We start from the raw sequence: 16,624 nt of genomic DNA on the forward strand, positions 1-16,624 counted from the left end.
CGTGGCCGACTCCTTGAAATCTCCCCAAAACCTGCCCATTCTGTAAATGTTCAGTGAATACTTACCTCATTCTCTTCATTGATGACAAACGTAAATTCGCTGCCCTTGCCGAATTGGCTCTGGAAGGTGATGCGGCCGCCGAGCAGTTCGGCCAGTTTTTGGCTGAGATGCAGGCCCAATCCGGTGCCTTCATGACCCCCGAAACCGGACCTGTTCACTTGCGAGAAAGCATGGAAAAGCTTCTCCTGGTCCTCGCGTTCTATCCCGATCCCGGTATCGATTACGCTGAATTCGATCCGCTGGAGGCCGTTGTTACAGTTACAGCGCAGATCAACCCTGACCTCACCCTTTTCGGTGAACTTGATTGCGTTATAGGTCAGGTTAAGGAGTATCTGGCTTAAGCAGCGATGATCCGTATTAATGATAATGTCTTTACACGGCACCATAGCCGTGAATAAGAGGCCCTTGTTTTCGGCCATGGGCCGCAGCGCGGCGGTGACTTCCTGTACGACGCTTCGACAGGAGACCGGCTCCATATGGAGTTCGATCTTACCGGACTCGACCTTTGCGAGATCGAGCAGGTCGTTGATAAGCAGGAGCAGGTGTTTGGCGCTGGTCTGGATATTCCGGAGCTGATTCTCCTGGTCGGTTGTCAGCGGGCCGGGCAGTTTCATCAGGAGCGTACCGGTGAAGCCGATGATGGCATTGAGCGGCGTGCGTAATTCATGGCTCATGCTGGCCAGAAACCGGTCTTTGGCCAGGTTGGCGTTATTCATCTCAAGGTTTTTCTCCCGCAGGGTCTCCTCAAATCGTTTGCGTTCAGTAACGTCGCGGGCCCCTGCGAATACGCCCTGCAGCTTTCCGTCGCGGTCTGCAAATGTGGTCGCGTTATAGCTGACCACCGTCTCACGGCCCTCTTTGCTGCATACCGTGAGTTCATAGTTCGTGACGTTGCCTTTGCTGAGCACCAGTTTGATGCCCTCCTCGGCACGCTGCGGATCAGTAAAGTAATTCTTGAAAGGCGAGCCGATCAGCTCCTCGCGTGTGAAGCCCGTCAGCAGTTCCATCTGCCGGTTGACATCCGTGATGATGCCCACGAGGTCGGTGGTCATCAGGGCGTCGATATTGGATTCGATCAGGGAGCGGGAATAGAACTGCTGATCACGGAGCTGCTGTTCCAGTTTTTTCTGTTCGGTGATGTCGCGGGCCGCGGCAAGGATGCCTACCAGTTTGCCCGCGGCATCCGAAAAAACGCCCGCGTTGAATGACACGCTGATGCGGCGGCCGTGGCGGGTAATTAGGATCAACTCGTAGGCAAGCACCCGGCCCTGTGCGAGCGTTTGCTGCACGCCGGCACGGGCGCGCTCCGGTTCGGTAAAATAGCCGTAGAAACTCGAGTTGATGAGGTGTTTGCGGGAATAACCCGTCAAACGTGTCGACTCTTCGTTAACGTCCGTGATGACGCCGTCGGGGGCGATAGCGAATAATGCGTCGGCACTGGCTTCAATCAGGGAGCGGTTATACGCCTGCTGGTCGACGAGCTGAGTCTGCAGGCGCGCCTGCTGGCTGATGTCGCGGGCGCTGGCGAATATGCCCTGCACCCGCCCGTCGGCGGCGCGGAATATCGAGGCGTTGAAGGAGACCGTGGCCTTTCGGCCGGTTTTCGTCTTGAGGACCAGTTCGTAGTTTGTGACCACGCCTTCGGCTAGAGTGCGTTTGACGCCGGTGCCGGCGCGCACGGGATCGGTGAAGTACTGCCTGAATTGCGAGCCGATCAACTCGTCACGATGATAGCCCGTCATCCGGCACATCTGCTCGTTGACATCGGTGATGAAACCTTCGGGATCAACCGTAATCAGGCCGTCAACCGAGGACTCGATCAGACCGCGCAGATAGGTCTGCTGCTCACGGAGTTGCTCTTCGAGCCGCACGCGGTCGGTGATGTCGCGGGCACTGGCGAATATGCCCCGCACATTGCCCGAAGGGTCTTTAAAGACCGAGGCGTTAAACGAGACCTGCAGGAACCGCCGGGTCCGGCTGATCAGGGTGAGTGCATACTCGGTAACGACACCCTTGTCAAAGGTTTCATTAACGACAGCGACGGCGAGAGCGGGGTCCGTGAAGTAGTCCGAAAACGGCATGCCGATCAGTTCGGCGCGGGTGTACCCGCTCATCTGGCACAAGCGGTCGTTAACGTCGCTGATGGTGCCTTCGGGATCCACCGTGACCAAACCGTCGATGGACGCCTCGATTAGGCCCCGGTTATATGCCTGAGAATCGCGAAGCCGCTGCTCGAGTTTCTTTTGTTCGGTGATGTCGCGGGCCGCCGTGAATACGCCCTGAAGCTTCCCTTCGGCATCCGCAAAGGTGGTGGCGTTATAGCTGACCACCGTCTCGCGGCCTTCTTTGCTGCGTACCGTGAGCTCGTAGTTGGTGACTTTACCTTCGCGCAGCACAAGCCTGATGCCTTCCTCAGCCCGCTCGGGGTCCGTAAAATAGTTCTTCAAAGGCTTTCCGATCAGTTCCTCGCGCGCATGGCCGGTGAGAGCCTCCATTTGCTGATTGACGTCGGTGATAATGCCCAGCGGATCCGTGGTCATCAGCGCGTCGATATTCGATTCAATCAGCGAGCGGGAATAAAACTGCTGATCACTGAGCTGCAGTTCCAATATTTTCTGCTCGGTTATGTCTCGGGCCGAGGCGAAAATGCCGCGTACCTTACCTGAGGCATCATTAAACACGGCGGCGTTGAACGAAACGGGTACCATCCGTCTGTCAGCCGCCTGCAGTGTCAGCACGTAGTTGGTGACCGACCCTTCTTTGAAGGTCAAACGCACGCCTTCCGCCGCGAGCTCGCGCTCCTTGAAGTAGGTCGGGAAGAAGGAGCCGATGAGCTGGTTGCGCGAGCGTCCGGCCATGCTGCACATCGTATCATTCACGTCGGTGATCACCATCGCTTCGTCCACGGTGACCAGGCCGTCCACGCTGGCTTCGATAAGGCCGCGGTTGTATGCGCGCTCCTCGGCCAACTGCCCCTGGAGCCGGGACTGTTCGGTGATATCCCGGGCGCTCGCGAAAATCCCACGCACGGCGCCCGACTCGTCTTTGAAGATAGCCGCGTTAAGAGAGACCAGTTGCTCCCTGCCGTCCTTGCTGTGCAACATAAGTTCGTAGTTGGTGACCGCGCCTTTGTCCAGGGTCAGCCGGACGCCTTCGGCGGCGCGCTTGGGATCTGTAAAATAATCGGGGAAAGGAGTACCGACCAGTTCATGGCGGGAATACCCTGATATACGGCACATTGTCTCATTAACGTCAGTGATGTTCAGCATCGGATCGACCGTAATGAGACCGTCCAACGACGCCTCGATAAGACCGCGGTTATACGTACGTTCTTCAGAAAGCTGTTTCTGAAGACGGGCCTGCTCGGTGATATCCCGGGCGCTCGCGAAAATCCCGCGCACATCGCCCGCCGGATCTTTGAACACAGAGGCATTCAAGGACACGACCAACTGCCGTCCGTCGCGGGTGGCCATGGTGAGCGTATAATCCGTAATCATGCCTTCATCGAAAGTTTGGCCCACACCGAGATTTGCGCTTTCACTATCCACAAAGTAATCCATAAACGGGGTACCGATCAGTTCCTCACGAGAATAACCCGTCATCTGGCACATGCGTGCGTTAACGTCGCTGATCATGCCCGCCGGGTCGACGGTGACCAGGCCGTCGACCGAGGCTTCGATCAGGCCGCGGTTGTAAGCCTCGGAATCACGGAGCCTTTGCTCAAGCTCTTTCTGCTCGGTGATATCGCGGGCGGCGGCAAACACGCCCTGCAGCCGGCCCTCGGCATCGCGAAAGGTGGAGGCGTTGTAGGAGACCACCGTCATACGGCCGGTCCGGGAAAGGGCGGTCAGCTCATAGTTGGTGACCTTGCCCTCGCGCAACACCAGTTTGATGCCCTCCTCGGCGCGCTGAGGGTCGGTAAAGTAATTCTTGAAAGGAGAGCCGATCAGCTCGTCACGGGTATAGCCGGTAAGGGTCACCATCTGCTTATTGACGTCGCTGATGATGCCCACAGGGTCGGTGGCCATCAGCGCATCGATATTCGATTCGATCAGCGAACGCGTATAGAACTGTGTTGCTTTGAGCTGCTCGGTCAGGCGGATTTCGTCGGAGATATCCTTCGAAATGAGCAGGAAACCGATCGCCCGGCCCAGCGAATCGCGCCGCGGCGTGATAACAACCCGCGCCTTGAAAAGCTCGCCGTTTTTGCGACGCCGATCAATGGTGCCTTCCCACTTGCCGTTGTGCAGGGCTGCATCAAGGATTTCCGGCGGCTTGCCGTCATTCACATCTTCTTCGGTGTGGAGGATCGAGGAGTTGGCCTTGCCGACCACCTCTTCAGGCTCATAGCCGTAAAGGCGGCGGGCGCCTTCGTTCCACAGCAGGATTTTGCCGTCGAGGTCTTTGCCGATGACCGAATACTCGGTGGACGACTCGAGGATGTTCGTGATGAAGTCCACCGCCTCCTGGGCGTTGCTGACAATGGCGCTGTCGAAGAGCTTCGCCTTCCGAAGCTGCTCGGTGAAGTGCATCTCGTGAGATATGTCCTTGGAGATCAAGAGGAAACCTATCGGCTGGCCCGAATCGTCGCGCCGCGGCGTGATGACCACCCGGGCCGCAAATATCTCACCGCTTTTGCGGCGTCGATCGATGGTGCCTTCCCATTTGCCGTTGTGCAGGGCTGCATCAAGGATCTCCTGCGGTTTGCCGGCCATCACGTCCTCTTCGGTGTGGAGGATGGAAGAGTTGGCCTTGCCGACCACCTCTTCGGACTCGTACCCGTAGATGCGGCGGGCGCCTTCGTTCCACAGCAGGATTTTCCCTTCGAGGTCTTTACCTATGATCGAATACTCCGTCGAGGATTCAAGCACGTTGGACGTGAATTCTACCGCGTCACGAATGCGTTTAATCTCGTCTTCGCTGAAGAGCTTGTCCTTCATAAACTTGCTCCCTTTCAAGACGGTGAGTACAGGGAAAAAAGAGTTATTTGCCCAAGACAGAAATTATTCTAAACGTCTAGATTCTTCCTGTCAAGATAAAATATGGCTTATTTTCTGTTATTTAGTCGTTTAAAATCAGGAGTTTCTACCACTCACAGTGACTTCCTTTTACCGCTTTGGCTTGTATCAGGTTGTTCCGGCCACATAAACAGCCAGGTCAATGCCATAAATTGTCGGCATGATGCCGTTTCTTTTTCTATGTGTGGTGTCTTGCATAAGATTGAGGACAAGTTTAAGAGGCTGCAGAGCGGATGCGCCGCCGGAACGATTACCCTTCCCGACGGAACGGTAATCCCGCCCGGCGACCGGACGCCGCAGACGCCTCCCGCGCCGGTAGTCCCGCCGGATATAACGCAGCCCCCGGCCTGGCCCGTTCCCGGCCAGTCGACAGAGATGCGCCGCGGTCCTCCGCCGTGGAACAGGAACTACGTGAAATGTCACAGTCTGACGGTTCCGATGACAACATGGATGACAACATGTGCGTCTGCGGAGGTTTCCACAAAACGAAACCGGCAGAAACCGGCATAATGATTCGGCGGGGGAAAAAGAGGACAGTCGTGGGCCGGCTGCAGTCTGGTCGACTCACTCTGACGGGGCGGCTTTTGCAGCCTGTATAACCTCTATGCGGATGGCACGATAAAAACCGTTAAACCATTGATGTGGAAGACTTTGGAGGAACAGAAAAGAAGGCAAGGGAACTTTTTGAACAGAAAAGAACAGTCTGTACTTCCCGATTTATACAGGTTGTATAATCACTGTTAGCTGGGAGATTCAGGGGTATGTCAAAGTCGCGTTTTGTCCCAATATATAGGATAGCACGTTCCACGGCCATACTGTAGATCCTGTCAGAGAAGGACTTTGACGGGGTCCTGCTGGGAGATTACTCGGTACTTGCTTCATGTCCAAAAGTGTAATAAAGTTGGAACAAGAAAGAAATGTCACAGGAGCGTGAACACATGGAAACGGAACAAATCACCATTCAGGTCGATGCGGAGGCCGCTCGGGTTTTTAAGTCTGCCTCAGCGGAAGATCGACGGAAATTGGAGGCTCTGCTCAGCATCCGACTCAGTGAAGTCACTCGGACACGTGAATCACTTAAAGCTATTATGAATGAGATCAGCCAGAAAGCGCAAGAACGGGGGCTGACGCCAGAGATTCTGAAGGCAATACTCGATGAAGACTAAAGGGCGGTACGTCTTCGACACAAGTGTCGTCGTCAGCGCGCTCCTCTTCAAAGAATCGAAACCCGGGCGGGCATTCCAGCCCTTGATCGCGGCGTGATCTTGTTCTCTCTTTGCCAGTTGTGAAGGAATTGGATGCGGTGTTGAGCCGACCGAAGTTTGCTTCTGGAAGAGCGGGAGCGTTTCTTGGCTGCATTGTTTTGGAAGCGACTTTTATTGAGATTAACGAGCGCATCCGTGCCTGTCGCGATCCGAAGGATGACATGTTTTTGGAACTGGCGGTCAGTGGAGCAGCCACCTGCATAATCAGCGGTGATGAGGACCTACTACAGCTCAATCCTTTCAGGGGAATACCTATCGTAAAGCCAGACGAATTCCTTATTATCTAGCGTCTACTCTTAGACCAAGGGTAGGCCGAGGAAGGTCTGATGGGCAATAAAAGTAGCCTGTCTCCTTATTTAATTTTCTGCTTGACGACTGGCTGCCTGACGGCGTGCTTCAGGGAATCGCCGCGGAAAACAATCTCTCCGAGACAGCGTTTGTTATAGCAAAGGGCGGCCATTTCGCATTGAGGTGGTTCACTCCGAAGGTCGAAGTGGACTTGTGCGGGCGTGCCACATTGGCTGCTGCTTTCGTAATATTCAAGTATCTTGGATATACCGGGTCATCAATTCGCTTTCAGTCTAAAAGCGGCTTGTTTACAGTAGAACGTGATAAGGAGCTGAATTCTGGATTTTCCGGCCCGACCGCCGGTACCCTGTCCGACACCTCAACTACTGGTCCAAGGATTAAGTCGCCGGCCTATCGAAGTAAGACGTTCGAGAGACTATTTTGCCGTCTTTAGCACTCAGGAAGACATTCCGGAAATTAAGCCGGACATGCTGATACTGAGTCAATTGGATTGTCTGGGCATTATAGCGACGGCGCCCGGTAACGCAGTGGATTTTGTCTCGCGCTTTTTTGCACCGGGGGCCGGCATCCCCGAAGACCCGGTAACCGGTTCCGCTCATTGTTCGCTGATCCCGTATTGGTCGGAAAGGCTTAGAAAGAAGAAAATGACAGCGTTGCAGCTTTCAGCCCGCGGCGGTGAGCTGTTCTGCGAAAACCTGGGCGACCGTGTCAAGATAGGCGGTAAGGCTGCGGTCTACCTTAAAGGCGAAATTGAGATTCAGGAGTGATCCGACAATAGAAACGCAAAAGATCCGGCTGACTCGGGAGAAAGAGACCCTGCTGGTCCCTCTGTACAGCAAGGCCGTCGAAAGCCGGCGGGCGCGTCCGATTATTGTTGACCGCAAGGCGGAAGAGATTCTGCGGCACATCGACTACGATTTCCGCGAGCTACGGATTCCGATCCAGTCGCTGGTCACGCTGGCGATGCGGGCGAAGAAGCTCGACTCCTGTGTGAGGGATTATCTGAACAGAACCGCTGACCCGCTCGTGCTGCACCTGGGCTGCGGGCTGGACAGCCGCGTGCTCAGGGTCGGTCAGGCGCGGGGCGAATGGTACGATCTCGACTACCCTGAGGTCATCGACCTGCGGCGGAAGTTCTACGAGGAGACGGAGCACTACCATATGATTCCGTCGTCGGTAACCAACCTCGCCTGGCTGGACCGGGTAAAGGAAAACGGTGCAGCCTGCATCATCGCGGAGGGACTGCTGATGTATCTGCGCGAAGAGGATATCAAGGAACTCTTTACTGCTCTACAAAGGTGCCTGCCCGGGAGTGAAATCGCCTTCGACGCATACAGCCGTCTGACGGCAAGAAGCGCCGGGAGGCACCCATCGATCAAGAAGACCGGCGCGCAGATCCATTGGGGAATAGACGATGCGGAACGGATTGAAACCTGGGGCACGGGAATGCGCCTGCTGGAAGAATGGTATTTCACCGACTCGGAGGATACAGCCGCCCTGGGATTTTGGTTCCGGCTGTTGTTCCGTGCCGCGGGGGCATTTCCGGCGGCGAGGAAAACCCACCGGATACTCCGCTTTCAACTGTAGTAAAGGCATTATATCAAGGCCGGTTCAAAAGTACAGCCGGTTGCTGGGTTTGCAGCATCGGGGAAAACCAGTGGGAAGAACAGGTTTCCCCCGACCCGGTCCAAGGGTGGATACGCAGTCTTTTCAGTCCTGTCTCGGCTTCACCGCCGCCACCTTTATGCTGACAACCCCGTCGATTATGTCTTTAAGCTGGTCGCCGGCGATGTTCAGGTTATCGGCGACCGCTTGCGCGGTCGGGTCGTTGGCAATGCAATCGATCGGGAAAGAGGTCTCGTCAAGGATTTTCACGTCACTGAACCCGGCGGACTCCATGGCGGCAAGGTACTGATCCCTCATTATCGCTCCCGAAAGGCAGCCGACATACGCGGCAGCCGAGTTTTTAATAAAGTCCGGGAGTTCCTTCAATAAGGTTATGTCGGAAACCATAACCCGCCCGCCCGGCTTCAGCACGCGGAACGCTTCTTCGAAAACCCGCTTCTTGTCGGGTGAAAGGTTTATCACACAGTTCGAAATTATAACATCCACCGAATTATCGGCGACGGGGAGGTTCTCTATTTCACCGAGCCTGAACTCCACGTGGTTGTACGTGCCCTGCCGCGCGTTAGCCCTTGCCTTCTCAACCATCTCCGGCGTCATGTCCACGCCGATGACCTTGCCTCCGGGACCGACCTTGGCCGCGGCAAGGAAGCAGTCCAACCCCGGACCGGAACCGAGGTCAAGCACGGTTTCCCCCTCTTTCAAGGAAGCAAGGGCGATGGGGTTCCCGCAGCCGAGGCCCAGGTTCGCCCCTTCGGGAATCACTTCAAGTTCGCCCGCGGTGTACCCGACCTTGAGGCTGATATCCTGAACCCGGGCGGGACCGCAGCAGCACGAACCGCTACCTGCGGCGATTCTGGCGTACCCCTCCCGCACCGCTTTTCTCAGCTTCTCTTCATTTTTTAAATCGTTGGAATCCGGTTTTTCGCCGTCTACAGTTCTTTCCATTGTCATCCCTCCTACAAGTATATTTCACCGCCAAGACGCCAAGGACGCTATAAAGTAAATGAAAACAGGTAAATCACTATTGTAATCGCCGATTTTCATTATCCGTTCTGCGGCTTGCTGCATGGGTACTCCCTCCAACCATGCGTCATTTCGCAAGTATCTCTTTCATCACCGGCCCGAGTATCTCCCGGACCATTTCCGTCAAGTCATCAACTTTAATCAGGGCGATACAACAAACCGCCCCGTTCCTTTCCATGCCTACGACGGCCAGTTTGTCGCCCGCGCGGATGCCCGCTTTTTCCCTTACCTCTTTCGGGAGGACCATCTGGCCGCGCTCGTCCACGCCGATCAGCGCCTCAACCTTGAATCCACCCGCGCAGCATCCCCCTTCTGTTTTTTCCCTCATTACGGCTTGCCGCCTTCCCGGTAAAAAAGTACTGATAATACTGATATTTCAGTCATTACTGATTAATGATATCATAGAGAGGCCGATTGTCAACAGATAATTTGAGACTGTCTTGGTGGCGGTAGACCATGCGAAAAAGAGCCGGCAAGCGAGTTGTTTTACCGGCCTTTTTCAGGATGTCTTTCACGGAGTCGGTAGGTTTCCAACCGAGCCGGACGGGACGGCGGAGGAGCCGGAAAGGCCTGGTCTGACTGTGCTGTCAAGCCCCTTCTTATACGACCACTGCACGTATAAAGTGCGCGTGCTCATACGCATAATAGCCGTCCGTACGGCCTGCGAAGTAGCGTTCTTGGATGTTGGACGGGCTTAATTGTTCCTGCAGACGTAAGCCTGTACGGAGGAGGTCTGCAGCCAGTGTGGATGGTCGAAAACTCTCCTTTTCAAAGCCTCACAGGGAATCAATAGTTAAACCGATACATCAATTTGTATCACGTTTGCGCGTTTCTGCCAATGTCGACGGATTTTGCTTTTCCGCCGGGACCTTACACGCTGCCGCGGAGCTTTTTAATAATCATCTCTGCGACTTTTTTCCCGGAGAGGACCATCCCGCCGAAAACGGGGCCCATCCGGTAACCGCCGGCTGCCGCGTTGGCCGCCATCCCGGTAACGTAAAGGCCCGGGTAGACTTCGCCGGTGAATTCCATCAACTGCTTTTCGCCGACATCCGCCCAGAGCGATTTTTCACCCTGGATGCATCCACCCGGCAGGTTAAGCTCAACTCCGTTTTTCCGGGCCAGGATCCGCACCACCATCGCGTCATGGCCGGTGGCGTCGACTGCGCAGCGAGACTGTACGGCAAGGGGGTCCACATGCAGCCCGGCGATTTCGACCGCCGACCAGTTCAACACCATTCCCGTCACCGCGTTATTTCGGAGGGCCACATCTTCCACGGAGATGCAGTTCATTATCTTGACCCCCGCCCGGCAGGCGGCGTGCGCAAATCCCGTGACGGCCTCAACGGCGTGAGCGGTATAATAACCCTGCTCGAATTCTTCGAACCGGACGCCTACCTCTTCAAATATTTCGCGGGCGGGTTCCTGAAAAACGATCCGGTTGAACATCATCGCACCGCCCCACATCCCGCCGCCGATGCTCAGGCGGCGTTCGAAGACCGCGGTCTTTAGACCGCTGCGGGCGAGGTAATACGCTGCGGTGAGCCCCGATGGCCCGCCGCCGGCGACAGCCGCATCAAGTTCGAGGATTGATAACAGTTCCCGGGTATAACGGGAGATTATCGCGCGCGAGATAACACGTTCATCAAGGATTGGGTTTTGTTTCAATACGGACATCTCCTTTCTGCCGGGGGGAGCGGGGCTTCGGCTTTTTAGCCGCCGGCCCGGCGCCGGGTTTGTCATTCTGTAGCTATTCAGGTACTCCCGTGGGGCGCAGCGATAAGCAACGCATTGCTGCGTGTTTCAGAAGTCAGATGCAGGATGTCGGAAGTCGGAATTCTCGAAGGAATTTGCTGTAGCGAATTCCCACTTTCAATCTGACCTCTGATTTCTGGTATCTAACCTCTGAATACACTACGCTCCGGTTCGTCTCCCCCAGCACTCAAACTTACCCTAGCAAAAAACAAGCGGTTTTCACAACATCTGACGTTTTGATGAAATTGCTACTTTTCAAGTTAAATTGAGTGCTGGGTTCCTTGCACTGCATTACTTCTCGCCGCGTTTCGTAAGTGTTAGGTCACGGCTGAATAGTTCCGTCATTCTTGCGCCCCAGGTAATCTTTGATCGCCTTATGCAGGGCGTCGGCGCCTAGGTTGGAACAGTGCATCTTTTGTTTGGGCAAACCCTCCAGGGCGTCCGCAACGTCCTTGTTGGTGATTTTCAAGGCCGTCTCCAGGCTTTTACCTTTGGCCATCTCGCTGATCATGCTTGACACGGCGATCGCCGCCCCGCAGCCGAATGTCTGGAACTTCACGTCTTCGATCCGTTCATCTTTGACCTTGATATAAAAGGTCATTACGTCTCCGCACGCCGGGTTTCCCACCTCTCCGACACCGTCCGCGGCTTCGATGACGCCGGCGTTGCGCGGGTTGGAAAAATGCTCTAAAACCTTGGCGCTGTACACACTCTCATCTCCTTCAAGGTTCAAAGTTCAAAGTTCAACGCTGTAAAAAGGTGCTGAGTTAGAAGCCGGAATCAGTTAAAGGTGACTGCAAATGGATGACAGCACAAAAACCGGAACTCACCTAAAACGAAGGAGTTGGGACTTAAGAATGAGGGCTTGCATGGGAATTAGCAACCCGCACGTTTTGGTCGAGTTTCGCTTTGTAATAGAGCGGCGACATGTCGCGCAAGCGCTGTACGATCGCAGGCAGCTTTTCAAGCGCGCGGTCGACGTCTTTAACCGTGTTGTGGATGCCGAAGCTGAATACCAGAGACCCCTGGGCGGTGGAAGAACGAACTCCCATGGCCAGCATCGCGTGTGACACCTTCAGCGAGCGGGAAACGCAGGCCGACCCGCTTGATAGTTTAACATCGTCCATGTCCATGAACAGGAGTATCGACTCGCCTTCTACGTATTCAACGGCCACGCTGGCATTATTCGGCAGCCTTTTTTCCGGGTGGCCGAGCAAAACGGTGTAAGGGACGCGGGCCAGCAGTTCGCGGATAAAGTAGTCGCGTAAGCCCTGAAGGCTACGGATGCGGGAAGCCATTTCTTTCCGGGCGATCCCGGCGGCCGCGCCCATTCCGACTACCGCCGGTACGTTCTCGGTCCCGGCCCGCAGGCCGCGCTCCTGAATACCGCCGTCTAAAAGCGGCTGTATCTTCAACCCTTTGCGGACGTAGAGGGCCGCTGCCCCTTTCGGGCCGTAAAAGGTATTGGCCGCCAGGGACAGGAGATCGGCGTTAATCTTGTTGACGTCGACCGGGATGAGCCCGGCGGTGGCTACGGCGTCGGTGTGAAAAAGAACCTTATTATCGCGGCAGATGCGCCCGATCTCCTCTACCGGCTGAATGGTGCCCACCTCATTGTTGCCGTGCATCACCGAAACAAGTATGGTGTCCGGGCGGATCGCGTTTTCGACGTCCGCGGGGTCGACCATGCCGCGGCGGTCGACGGGCAGCCTGGTTACTTCAAAACCCCAGCGTTCCAAAGTTTTGGCGCAATGCATGATCGAAAAATGCTCCACCGGGCTGACGATAATGTGTTTGCCCTTGTTCTGATGCGCCCATGCCACACCCTTGAGGGCGAAATTGTTCGCTTCTGTGCCGCAGGATGTGAAAATTATTTCGTCCGTCATCGCTCCAATCAGGCCGGCGACTTCGGCGCGCGCCTTCTCCAACGCTTCCTGGGATTTTTCGCCGAAGCTGTGAACGCTGGAGGGGTTGCCCCAGTATTGCGTGAAGTAAGGCGCCATTGCTTCGTAAACCTCGGGCAAGATCGGCGCCGCGGCCATGTAGTCAAGGTAAACCATGATAACTCGTCCTTTCGTTAGAGTAGTTTCTGACCGCTCTCCCGCGCGGCGCCGGCAGACGCATCCAAAGACATTGCGGCTTTCGGTGTCGCTCCAGATGCGGTTTCTTCCCGAACGTCGCGGCGCCCGGTAACCGAAAGCATCCGGCTTACGGCGCGGTGCGCGCGGGAGCGTATTTCTTCCGGTACGGTGATTTCAGGCTCCAGTGCTTGCAGGCAGCGCAGCACCTTCTCCAGGGTGATGCGTTTCATGTTGGGACATACGGCCCTCATGGATGCGGGAATAAAAGTCTTATGGGGGTTTTCCTTGCGCAAACGGTACAGGATCCCCATTTCCGTGCCGACGATCAGGGTTTCGAAAGAATTCTCTTTTGCGTACCGGCAAATCCCCCCCGTGCTCAGGACCGCGTCCGCCAGTTCCCGGACTTCCCCCCGGCATTCGGGGTGCACGACCACGTGCGCCTCGGGATGCTGAACCTTTAACTTGGTGATGTTTTCGCGGTTGATTTTCATGTGCGTCGGGCAGAAACCCGGCCACAAAAACAGATCCTTGCCCGTGACGTCGTGGACGTATCCGCCGAGGTAACGGTCGGGGATGAAAAGGATCTGCCGGTCGTTTAGGCTCTGGACGACGCGGACCGCGTTGGCGGAGGTGCAGCAGATGTCACTGGCGGCTTTGATAGACGCGCTGGAGTTGACGTAACAAACCACCACCGCGCGCGGATACTTCCGCTTAAACTCCCTGAGTTTTTCCTGAGTGATCATATCGGCCATAAAGCAACCCGCCGAGGGGTCCGGCAGCAAGACCTTTTTACCCGGGCAGAGGATCGCCGCCGTTTCAGCCATGAAGTGGACACCGCAAAAAATAATTACGTCCGCGCCGTTGCTTGCGGCACGCCGGCTTAACTCCAGACTGTCGCCGACAAAGTCGGCTATCTCCTGGACCTCCTCACGCTGGTAGTTGTGCGCGAGGATGACGGCGTTGCGTTCCGCCTTCAATTTCAAGATCTTTTCTTTAAGCTCCGGTGTTTTCATTTTCAGGGAAACATCCTTTCTTTAAAGCCTTGGCCTCCTCAAGCTTGGCTTGCTGGCGGCGCAGCATGTCGACGAGCGTCACCGACGAAAGAACACTCCAAAAAGCCTGGTTGGCTTCCTGCCACAGGTCCCGCGCTGCGCAGCAGTCGACCCGCAGGCACACTTGTTCGTTGTAAAGACAGTCCGTAAGGACTGTTTTGCCGTCGAGAATTTCTACTATTTCGCTCATAAGGATATCCGAGGCGTGCTTGCGCAACTGAAACCCCCCGCGGGCGCCGCGGACGCTCTGGACCATACCCGCCCCTTTGAGGGGCAGGATCAATTGTTCCAGGTATTGCTCCGAAATCAACTGCCGGCGCGACACATCCTTCAGGCTGACGGGTCCCGACGCGCTGTGCGCCGCGATGTCCATCAGCGCCCTGACACCGTAACGAATCCTCGTTGAAAGCTTCATCTTGATTTCCCCCTTTTTATACGGTGCGTGTGAGCACATAGTTTTGACCATTGAGTGAAAACAAACCCTGGTTTTAAAGTAATATGACTAATAATATCATAATAGTCATAATAGTAGCAAAATTATTTACTGAAAAAATCCGGCCGACAAGGTTATTTTGAGTGGAAGCCGGCACTGAAACGACGAAAAAGACGGTCGGCGTTATCTGAATTCGAAAAGAGCTTCTCGCTAAAGTAGTATCTTCTCAGGGTCAATTCCCGGCGTTGTCGGCGAAAAGAAGGAAAACATAATTTGCTCCTTGAACTGTGATATTCAAACTTTAAGTGAATAAATCACTCCGTTCCGCGGACTTTCCCGGAGGTTGAGCAGCTCGGGGGGATGGGTGATGACGGGCCTCAATGTGTTGGAGTTGATAGCGGCGATCCTGCTGGTCAACGCGGTGATCTGGATACCGGTCGTGCGGTGGATGACGCGCAAAGGACAGATTCTGCGGGACGGCATGGTTGAGGAATGCCGCCGCTCAGGCGAGCGGATGGTTATCGGGCCGCAGTCGTGTCTTTACCGGGGCGCCGACAGCGTGTACGGCAACATCAAGGGCAACGGCGTGGTCTGTTTGACGGATAAGAGGGTGGTATTCGAGAAATTAACCGGTCAACGCATTGCGATTAACCGGACGGACATAGCCGGGGTATCCGAGGAACGGTGGTTCAGGGGAAAGACCGCCTTCGGCACGGGAGCGAGCGGACACCTGGTCTTTCATACCGCGGACGGCAACCGGGTGGGATTTCTGATTAAGGACACCAAACGGTGGGTTCGCGAGCTTCAGATACATGACGAGTAAGAATCGGGCCGGCGCCAGGGTTAAACAGTTGTTAAGGAGGTTTTTATCGTGTCGGAACAAAGAAACGGTCCGAGACTTCTGTATATCAATAACCTGCGGATAGTGCTCATTATACTGATCATCATGCTTCATACGGCTATTACGTATGGGGCTTCAGGTTCCTGGTATTATTCCGAGCCTGCCACGGATATGGTTCCCGTCGTGCTGCTCACTCTTTTTTGCGCCGTCGTCCAGTCCTTTGCCCTGGGGTTGTTTTTCATGCTGTCCGGTTATTTTACTCCCGGGTCATATTCCCGGAAGGGGGCCGGCGCTTATCTTCGGGACCGTTTCATCCGTTTAGGAATACCCCTCGTGGTTTATTATTTCATGATTAACCCGCTGATTGTGTACATTTTATATGTCAGGTGCATGGGGAAATCCATACCATTCGAAAATTTTTTTGGGTCCGGCCCGCTCTGGTTTGTCGAGACTTTACTCCTATTTGCTCTCGGTTACTACCTTTGGCGCAGGTTGCGCAGGGCGGAAAGCAGGGAAAGGAAGTCTCCCCGGGGGAGCGATCTGTTAAAGTATGCGATTATTCTGTCACTTGCCGGCTTCTTGGTCCGAATTTGGTGGCCGGTCGGCGAGAGCTTTTCCAATCTGCAGTTCGGCTTTTTCCCGGGTTATATAGGATGGTTTGTTATTGGAATCGCCGCTTACAGGAATAATTGGATCGCAGATTTCAGGGATTCAGTCGGGATTCAATGGCTTATAATTTCCGGACTCGGCATCCTGTTATTACCGGTGATAATGCTGTCATGCGGGGCTACGGAAAGCGTGACCCCGTTTTTAGGCGGGCTTACCTGGCAGTCATTCGTCTATTCCACATGGGAAGCCTTTGTCGGGACGGGTCTGGTTGCGGGTCTGCTCGTTGTCTTTAGAAGGAGGTTCAACCGCCAGGCAAGGTTTACTAAGCTCCTCGCCGACAATGTGTATACCGTTTACATAATTCACGCCCCTGTTATCGTCTTCTTCGCTTACACAACTCGCGGCGTGCACTTATACCCGCTGCTGAAGTTCGTTATTGCGGCGGTTATCGGCATAAGCCTGTGCTTTCTTATCAGTCATTTTATCGTGAGACGTATCCCTTATTCGGAAAAGGTTCTGTAGGATTGCACTATCGGCGTTTATAAACAGTTT

The 16,624-nt window shown here is 55.0% G+C and carries 16 protein-coding genes; 8 read left to right on the plus strand and 8 right to left on the minus strand.

Features of this window, described 5'->3' with window-relative positions:
• Positions 1-50: 50 nt before the first annotated feature.
• Entirely contained in the window at positions 51-5,000 is a 4,950-nt protein-coding gene (locus AB1500_01530; GenBank protein ID MEW6181844.1) for a PAS domain S-box protein, read from the minus strand.
• A 270-nt stretch (positions 5,001-5,270) separates the two neighbouring features.
• Between AB1500_01530 and AB1500_01535 the strand changes: the two genes are divergently transcribed.
• From AB1500_01535 to AB1500_01560, 6 genes are all read left to right on the plus strand, one after another.
• Entirely contained in the window at positions 5,271-5,588 is a 318-nt protein-coding gene (locus AB1500_01535; protein ID MEW6181845.1) for a hypothetical protein, read from the plus strand.
• Between the two features lie 428 nt (positions 5,589-6,016).
• Entirely contained in the window at positions 6,017-6,244 is a 228-nt protein-coding gene (locus tag AB1500_01540; GenBank protein ID MEW6181846.1) for a hypothetical protein, read from the plus strand.
• 137 nt (positions 6,245-6,381) lie between these two features.
• The gene (locus AB1500_01545) at positions 6,382-6,630 is read left to right on the plus strand and encodes a putative toxin-antitoxin system toxin component, PIN family (GenBank protein MEW6181847.1); all 249 of its coding nucleotides are present in this window, start codon (positions 6,382-6,384) and stop codon (positions 6,628-6,630) included.
• A 92-nt stretch (positions 6,631-6,722) separates the two neighbouring features.
• Entirely contained in the window at positions 6,723-7,085 is a 363-nt protein-coding gene (locus tag AB1500_01550) for a PhzF family phenazine biosynthesis protein (GenBank protein MEW6181848.1), read from the plus strand.
• Positions 7,045-7,419, plus strand: a complete 375-nt coding sequence (locus tag AB1500_01555) for a PhzF family phenazine biosynthesis protein (GenBank protein MEW6181849.1) — start codon at positions 7,045-7,047, stop codon at positions 7,417-7,419. Before AB1500_01550 ends, AB1500_01555 begins: the two co-directional genes overlap by 41 nt.
• Complete coding sequence (locus AB1500_01560) at positions 7,403-8,239, plus strand: class I SAM-dependent methyltransferase (GenBank protein ID MEW6181850.1); 837 nt, start codon at positions 7,403-7,405, stop codon at positions 8,237-8,239. The genes AB1500_01555 and AB1500_01560 overlap by 17 nt, the downstream gene beginning before the upstream one ends.
• A gap of 123 nt (positions 8,240-8,362) precedes the next feature.
• Here AB1500_01560 and AB1500_01565 read toward each other — a convergent pair whose 3' ends face one another.
• The 7 genes from AB1500_01565 to AB1500_01595 form a co-directional block, all read right to left on the minus strand.
• Positions 8,363-9,223, minus strand: a complete 861-nt coding sequence (locus tag AB1500_01565; protein MEW6181851.1) for an arsenite methyltransferase — start codon at positions 9,221-9,223, stop codon at positions 8,363-8,365.
• Between the two features lie 145 nt (positions 9,224-9,368).
• A complete protein-coding gene (gene hgcC, locus AB1500_01570; protein MEW6181852.1) occupies positions 9,369-9,629 on the minus strand; it encodes an HgcAB-associated protein HgcC in 261 nt (86 codons plus the stop codon).
• 542 nt (positions 9,630-10,171) lie between these two features.
• Positions 10,172-10,969 carry a sulfide-dependent adenosine diphosphate thiazole synthase gene (locus AB1500_01575; GenBank protein MEW6181853.1) on the minus strand — a complete coding sequence of 266 codons (798 nt, stop codon included), beginning with the start codon at positions 10,967-10,969 and terminating at the stop codon, positions 10,172-10,174.
• A 409-nt stretch (positions 10,970-11,378) separates the two neighbouring features.
• Positions 11,379-11,765 carry a Fe-S cluster assembly scaffold protein NifU gene (nifU, locus tag AB1500_01580; protein ID MEW6181854.1) on the minus strand — a complete coding sequence of 129 codons (387 nt, stop codon included), beginning with the start codon at positions 11,763-11,765 and terminating at the stop codon, positions 11,379-11,381.
• Between the two features lie 142 nt (positions 11,766-11,907).
• Complete coding sequence (locus AB1500_01585) at positions 11,908-13,116, minus strand: cysteine desulfurase family protein (protein MEW6181855.1); 1,209 nt, start codon at positions 13,114-13,116, stop codon at positions 11,908-11,910.
• A gap of 17 nt (positions 13,117-13,133) precedes the next feature.
• Positions 13,134-14,150 (minus strand): quinolinate synthase NadA, encoded by a 1,017-nt coding sequence (gene nadA / locus AB1500_01590; protein MEW6181856.1) that lies wholly within the window; start codon positions 14,148-14,150, stop codon positions 13,134-13,136.
• The gene (locus AB1500_01595; protein MEW6181857.1) at positions 14,131-14,604 is read right to left on the minus strand and encodes an Rrf2 family transcriptional regulator; all 474 of its coding nucleotides are present in this window, start codon (positions 14,602-14,604) and stop codon (positions 14,131-14,133) included. Before AB1500_01595 ends, nadA begins: the two co-directional genes overlap by 20 nt.
• A 385-nt stretch (positions 14,605-14,989) precedes the next feature.
• Here AB1500_01595 and AB1500_01600 point away from each other — a divergent pair, with 385 nt between their 5' ends.
• Together AB1500_01600 and AB1500_01605 are read left to right on the plus strand one after the other, a co-directional pair.
• Positions 14,990-15,445, plus strand: coding sequence for a hypothetical protein (locus tag AB1500_01600; GenBank protein ID MEW6181858.1), 456 nt, complete (start codon positions 14,990-14,992; stop codon positions 15,443-15,445).
• Between the two features lie 48 nt (positions 15,446-15,493).
• On the plus strand, positions 15,494-16,594 hold the full coding sequence (locus tag AB1500_01605; protein MEW6181859.1) for an acyltransferase family protein: 1,101 nt from the start codon (positions 15,494-15,496) through the stop codon (positions 16,592-16,594).
• The last annotated feature ends 30 nt before the right edge of the window (positions 16,595-16,624 follow it).

The sequence above is a fragment of the Bacillota bacterium genome (assembly GCA_040755295.1).
Lineage (GTDB): Bacteria > Bacillota > Desulfotomaculia > Desulfotomaculales > Ammonificaceae > SURF-55.

Bases quoted from the DNA above. Each gene is read 5' to 3' on its own strand.
- AB1500_01530 (MEW6181844.1), bottom strand. From the start codon at position 5,000: ATGAAGGACAAGCTCTTCAGCGAAGACGAGATTAAACGCATTCGTGAC.
- nadA (MEW6181856.1), bottom strand. From the start codon at position 14,150: ATGAAAACACCGGAGCTTAAAGAAAAGATCTTGAAATTGAAGGCGGAA.
- AB1500_01565 (MEW6181851.1), bottom strand. From the start codon at position 9,223: ATGGAAAGAACTGTAGACGGCGAAAAACCGGATTCCAACGATTTAAAA.
- AB1500_01585 (MEW6181855.1), bottom strand. From the start codon at position 13,116: ATGGTTTACCTTGACTACATGGCCGCGGCGCCGATCTTGCCCGAGGTT.
- AB1500_01540 (MEW6181846.1), top strand. From the start codon at position 6,017: ATGGAAACGGAACAAATCACCATTCAGGTCGATGCGGAGGCCGCTCGG.
- AB1500_01600 (MEW6181858.1), top strand. From the start codon at position 14,990: ATGACGGGCCTCAATGTGTTGGAGTTGATAGCGGCGATCCTGCTGGTC.
- AB1500_01595 (MEW6181857.1), bottom strand. From the start codon at position 14,604: ATGAAGCTTTCAACGAGGATTCGTTACGGTGTCAGGGCGCTGATGGAC.
- hgcC (MEW6181852.1), bottom strand. From the start codon at position 9,629: ATGAGGGAAAAAACAGAAGGGGGATGCTGCGCGGGTGGATTCAAGGTT.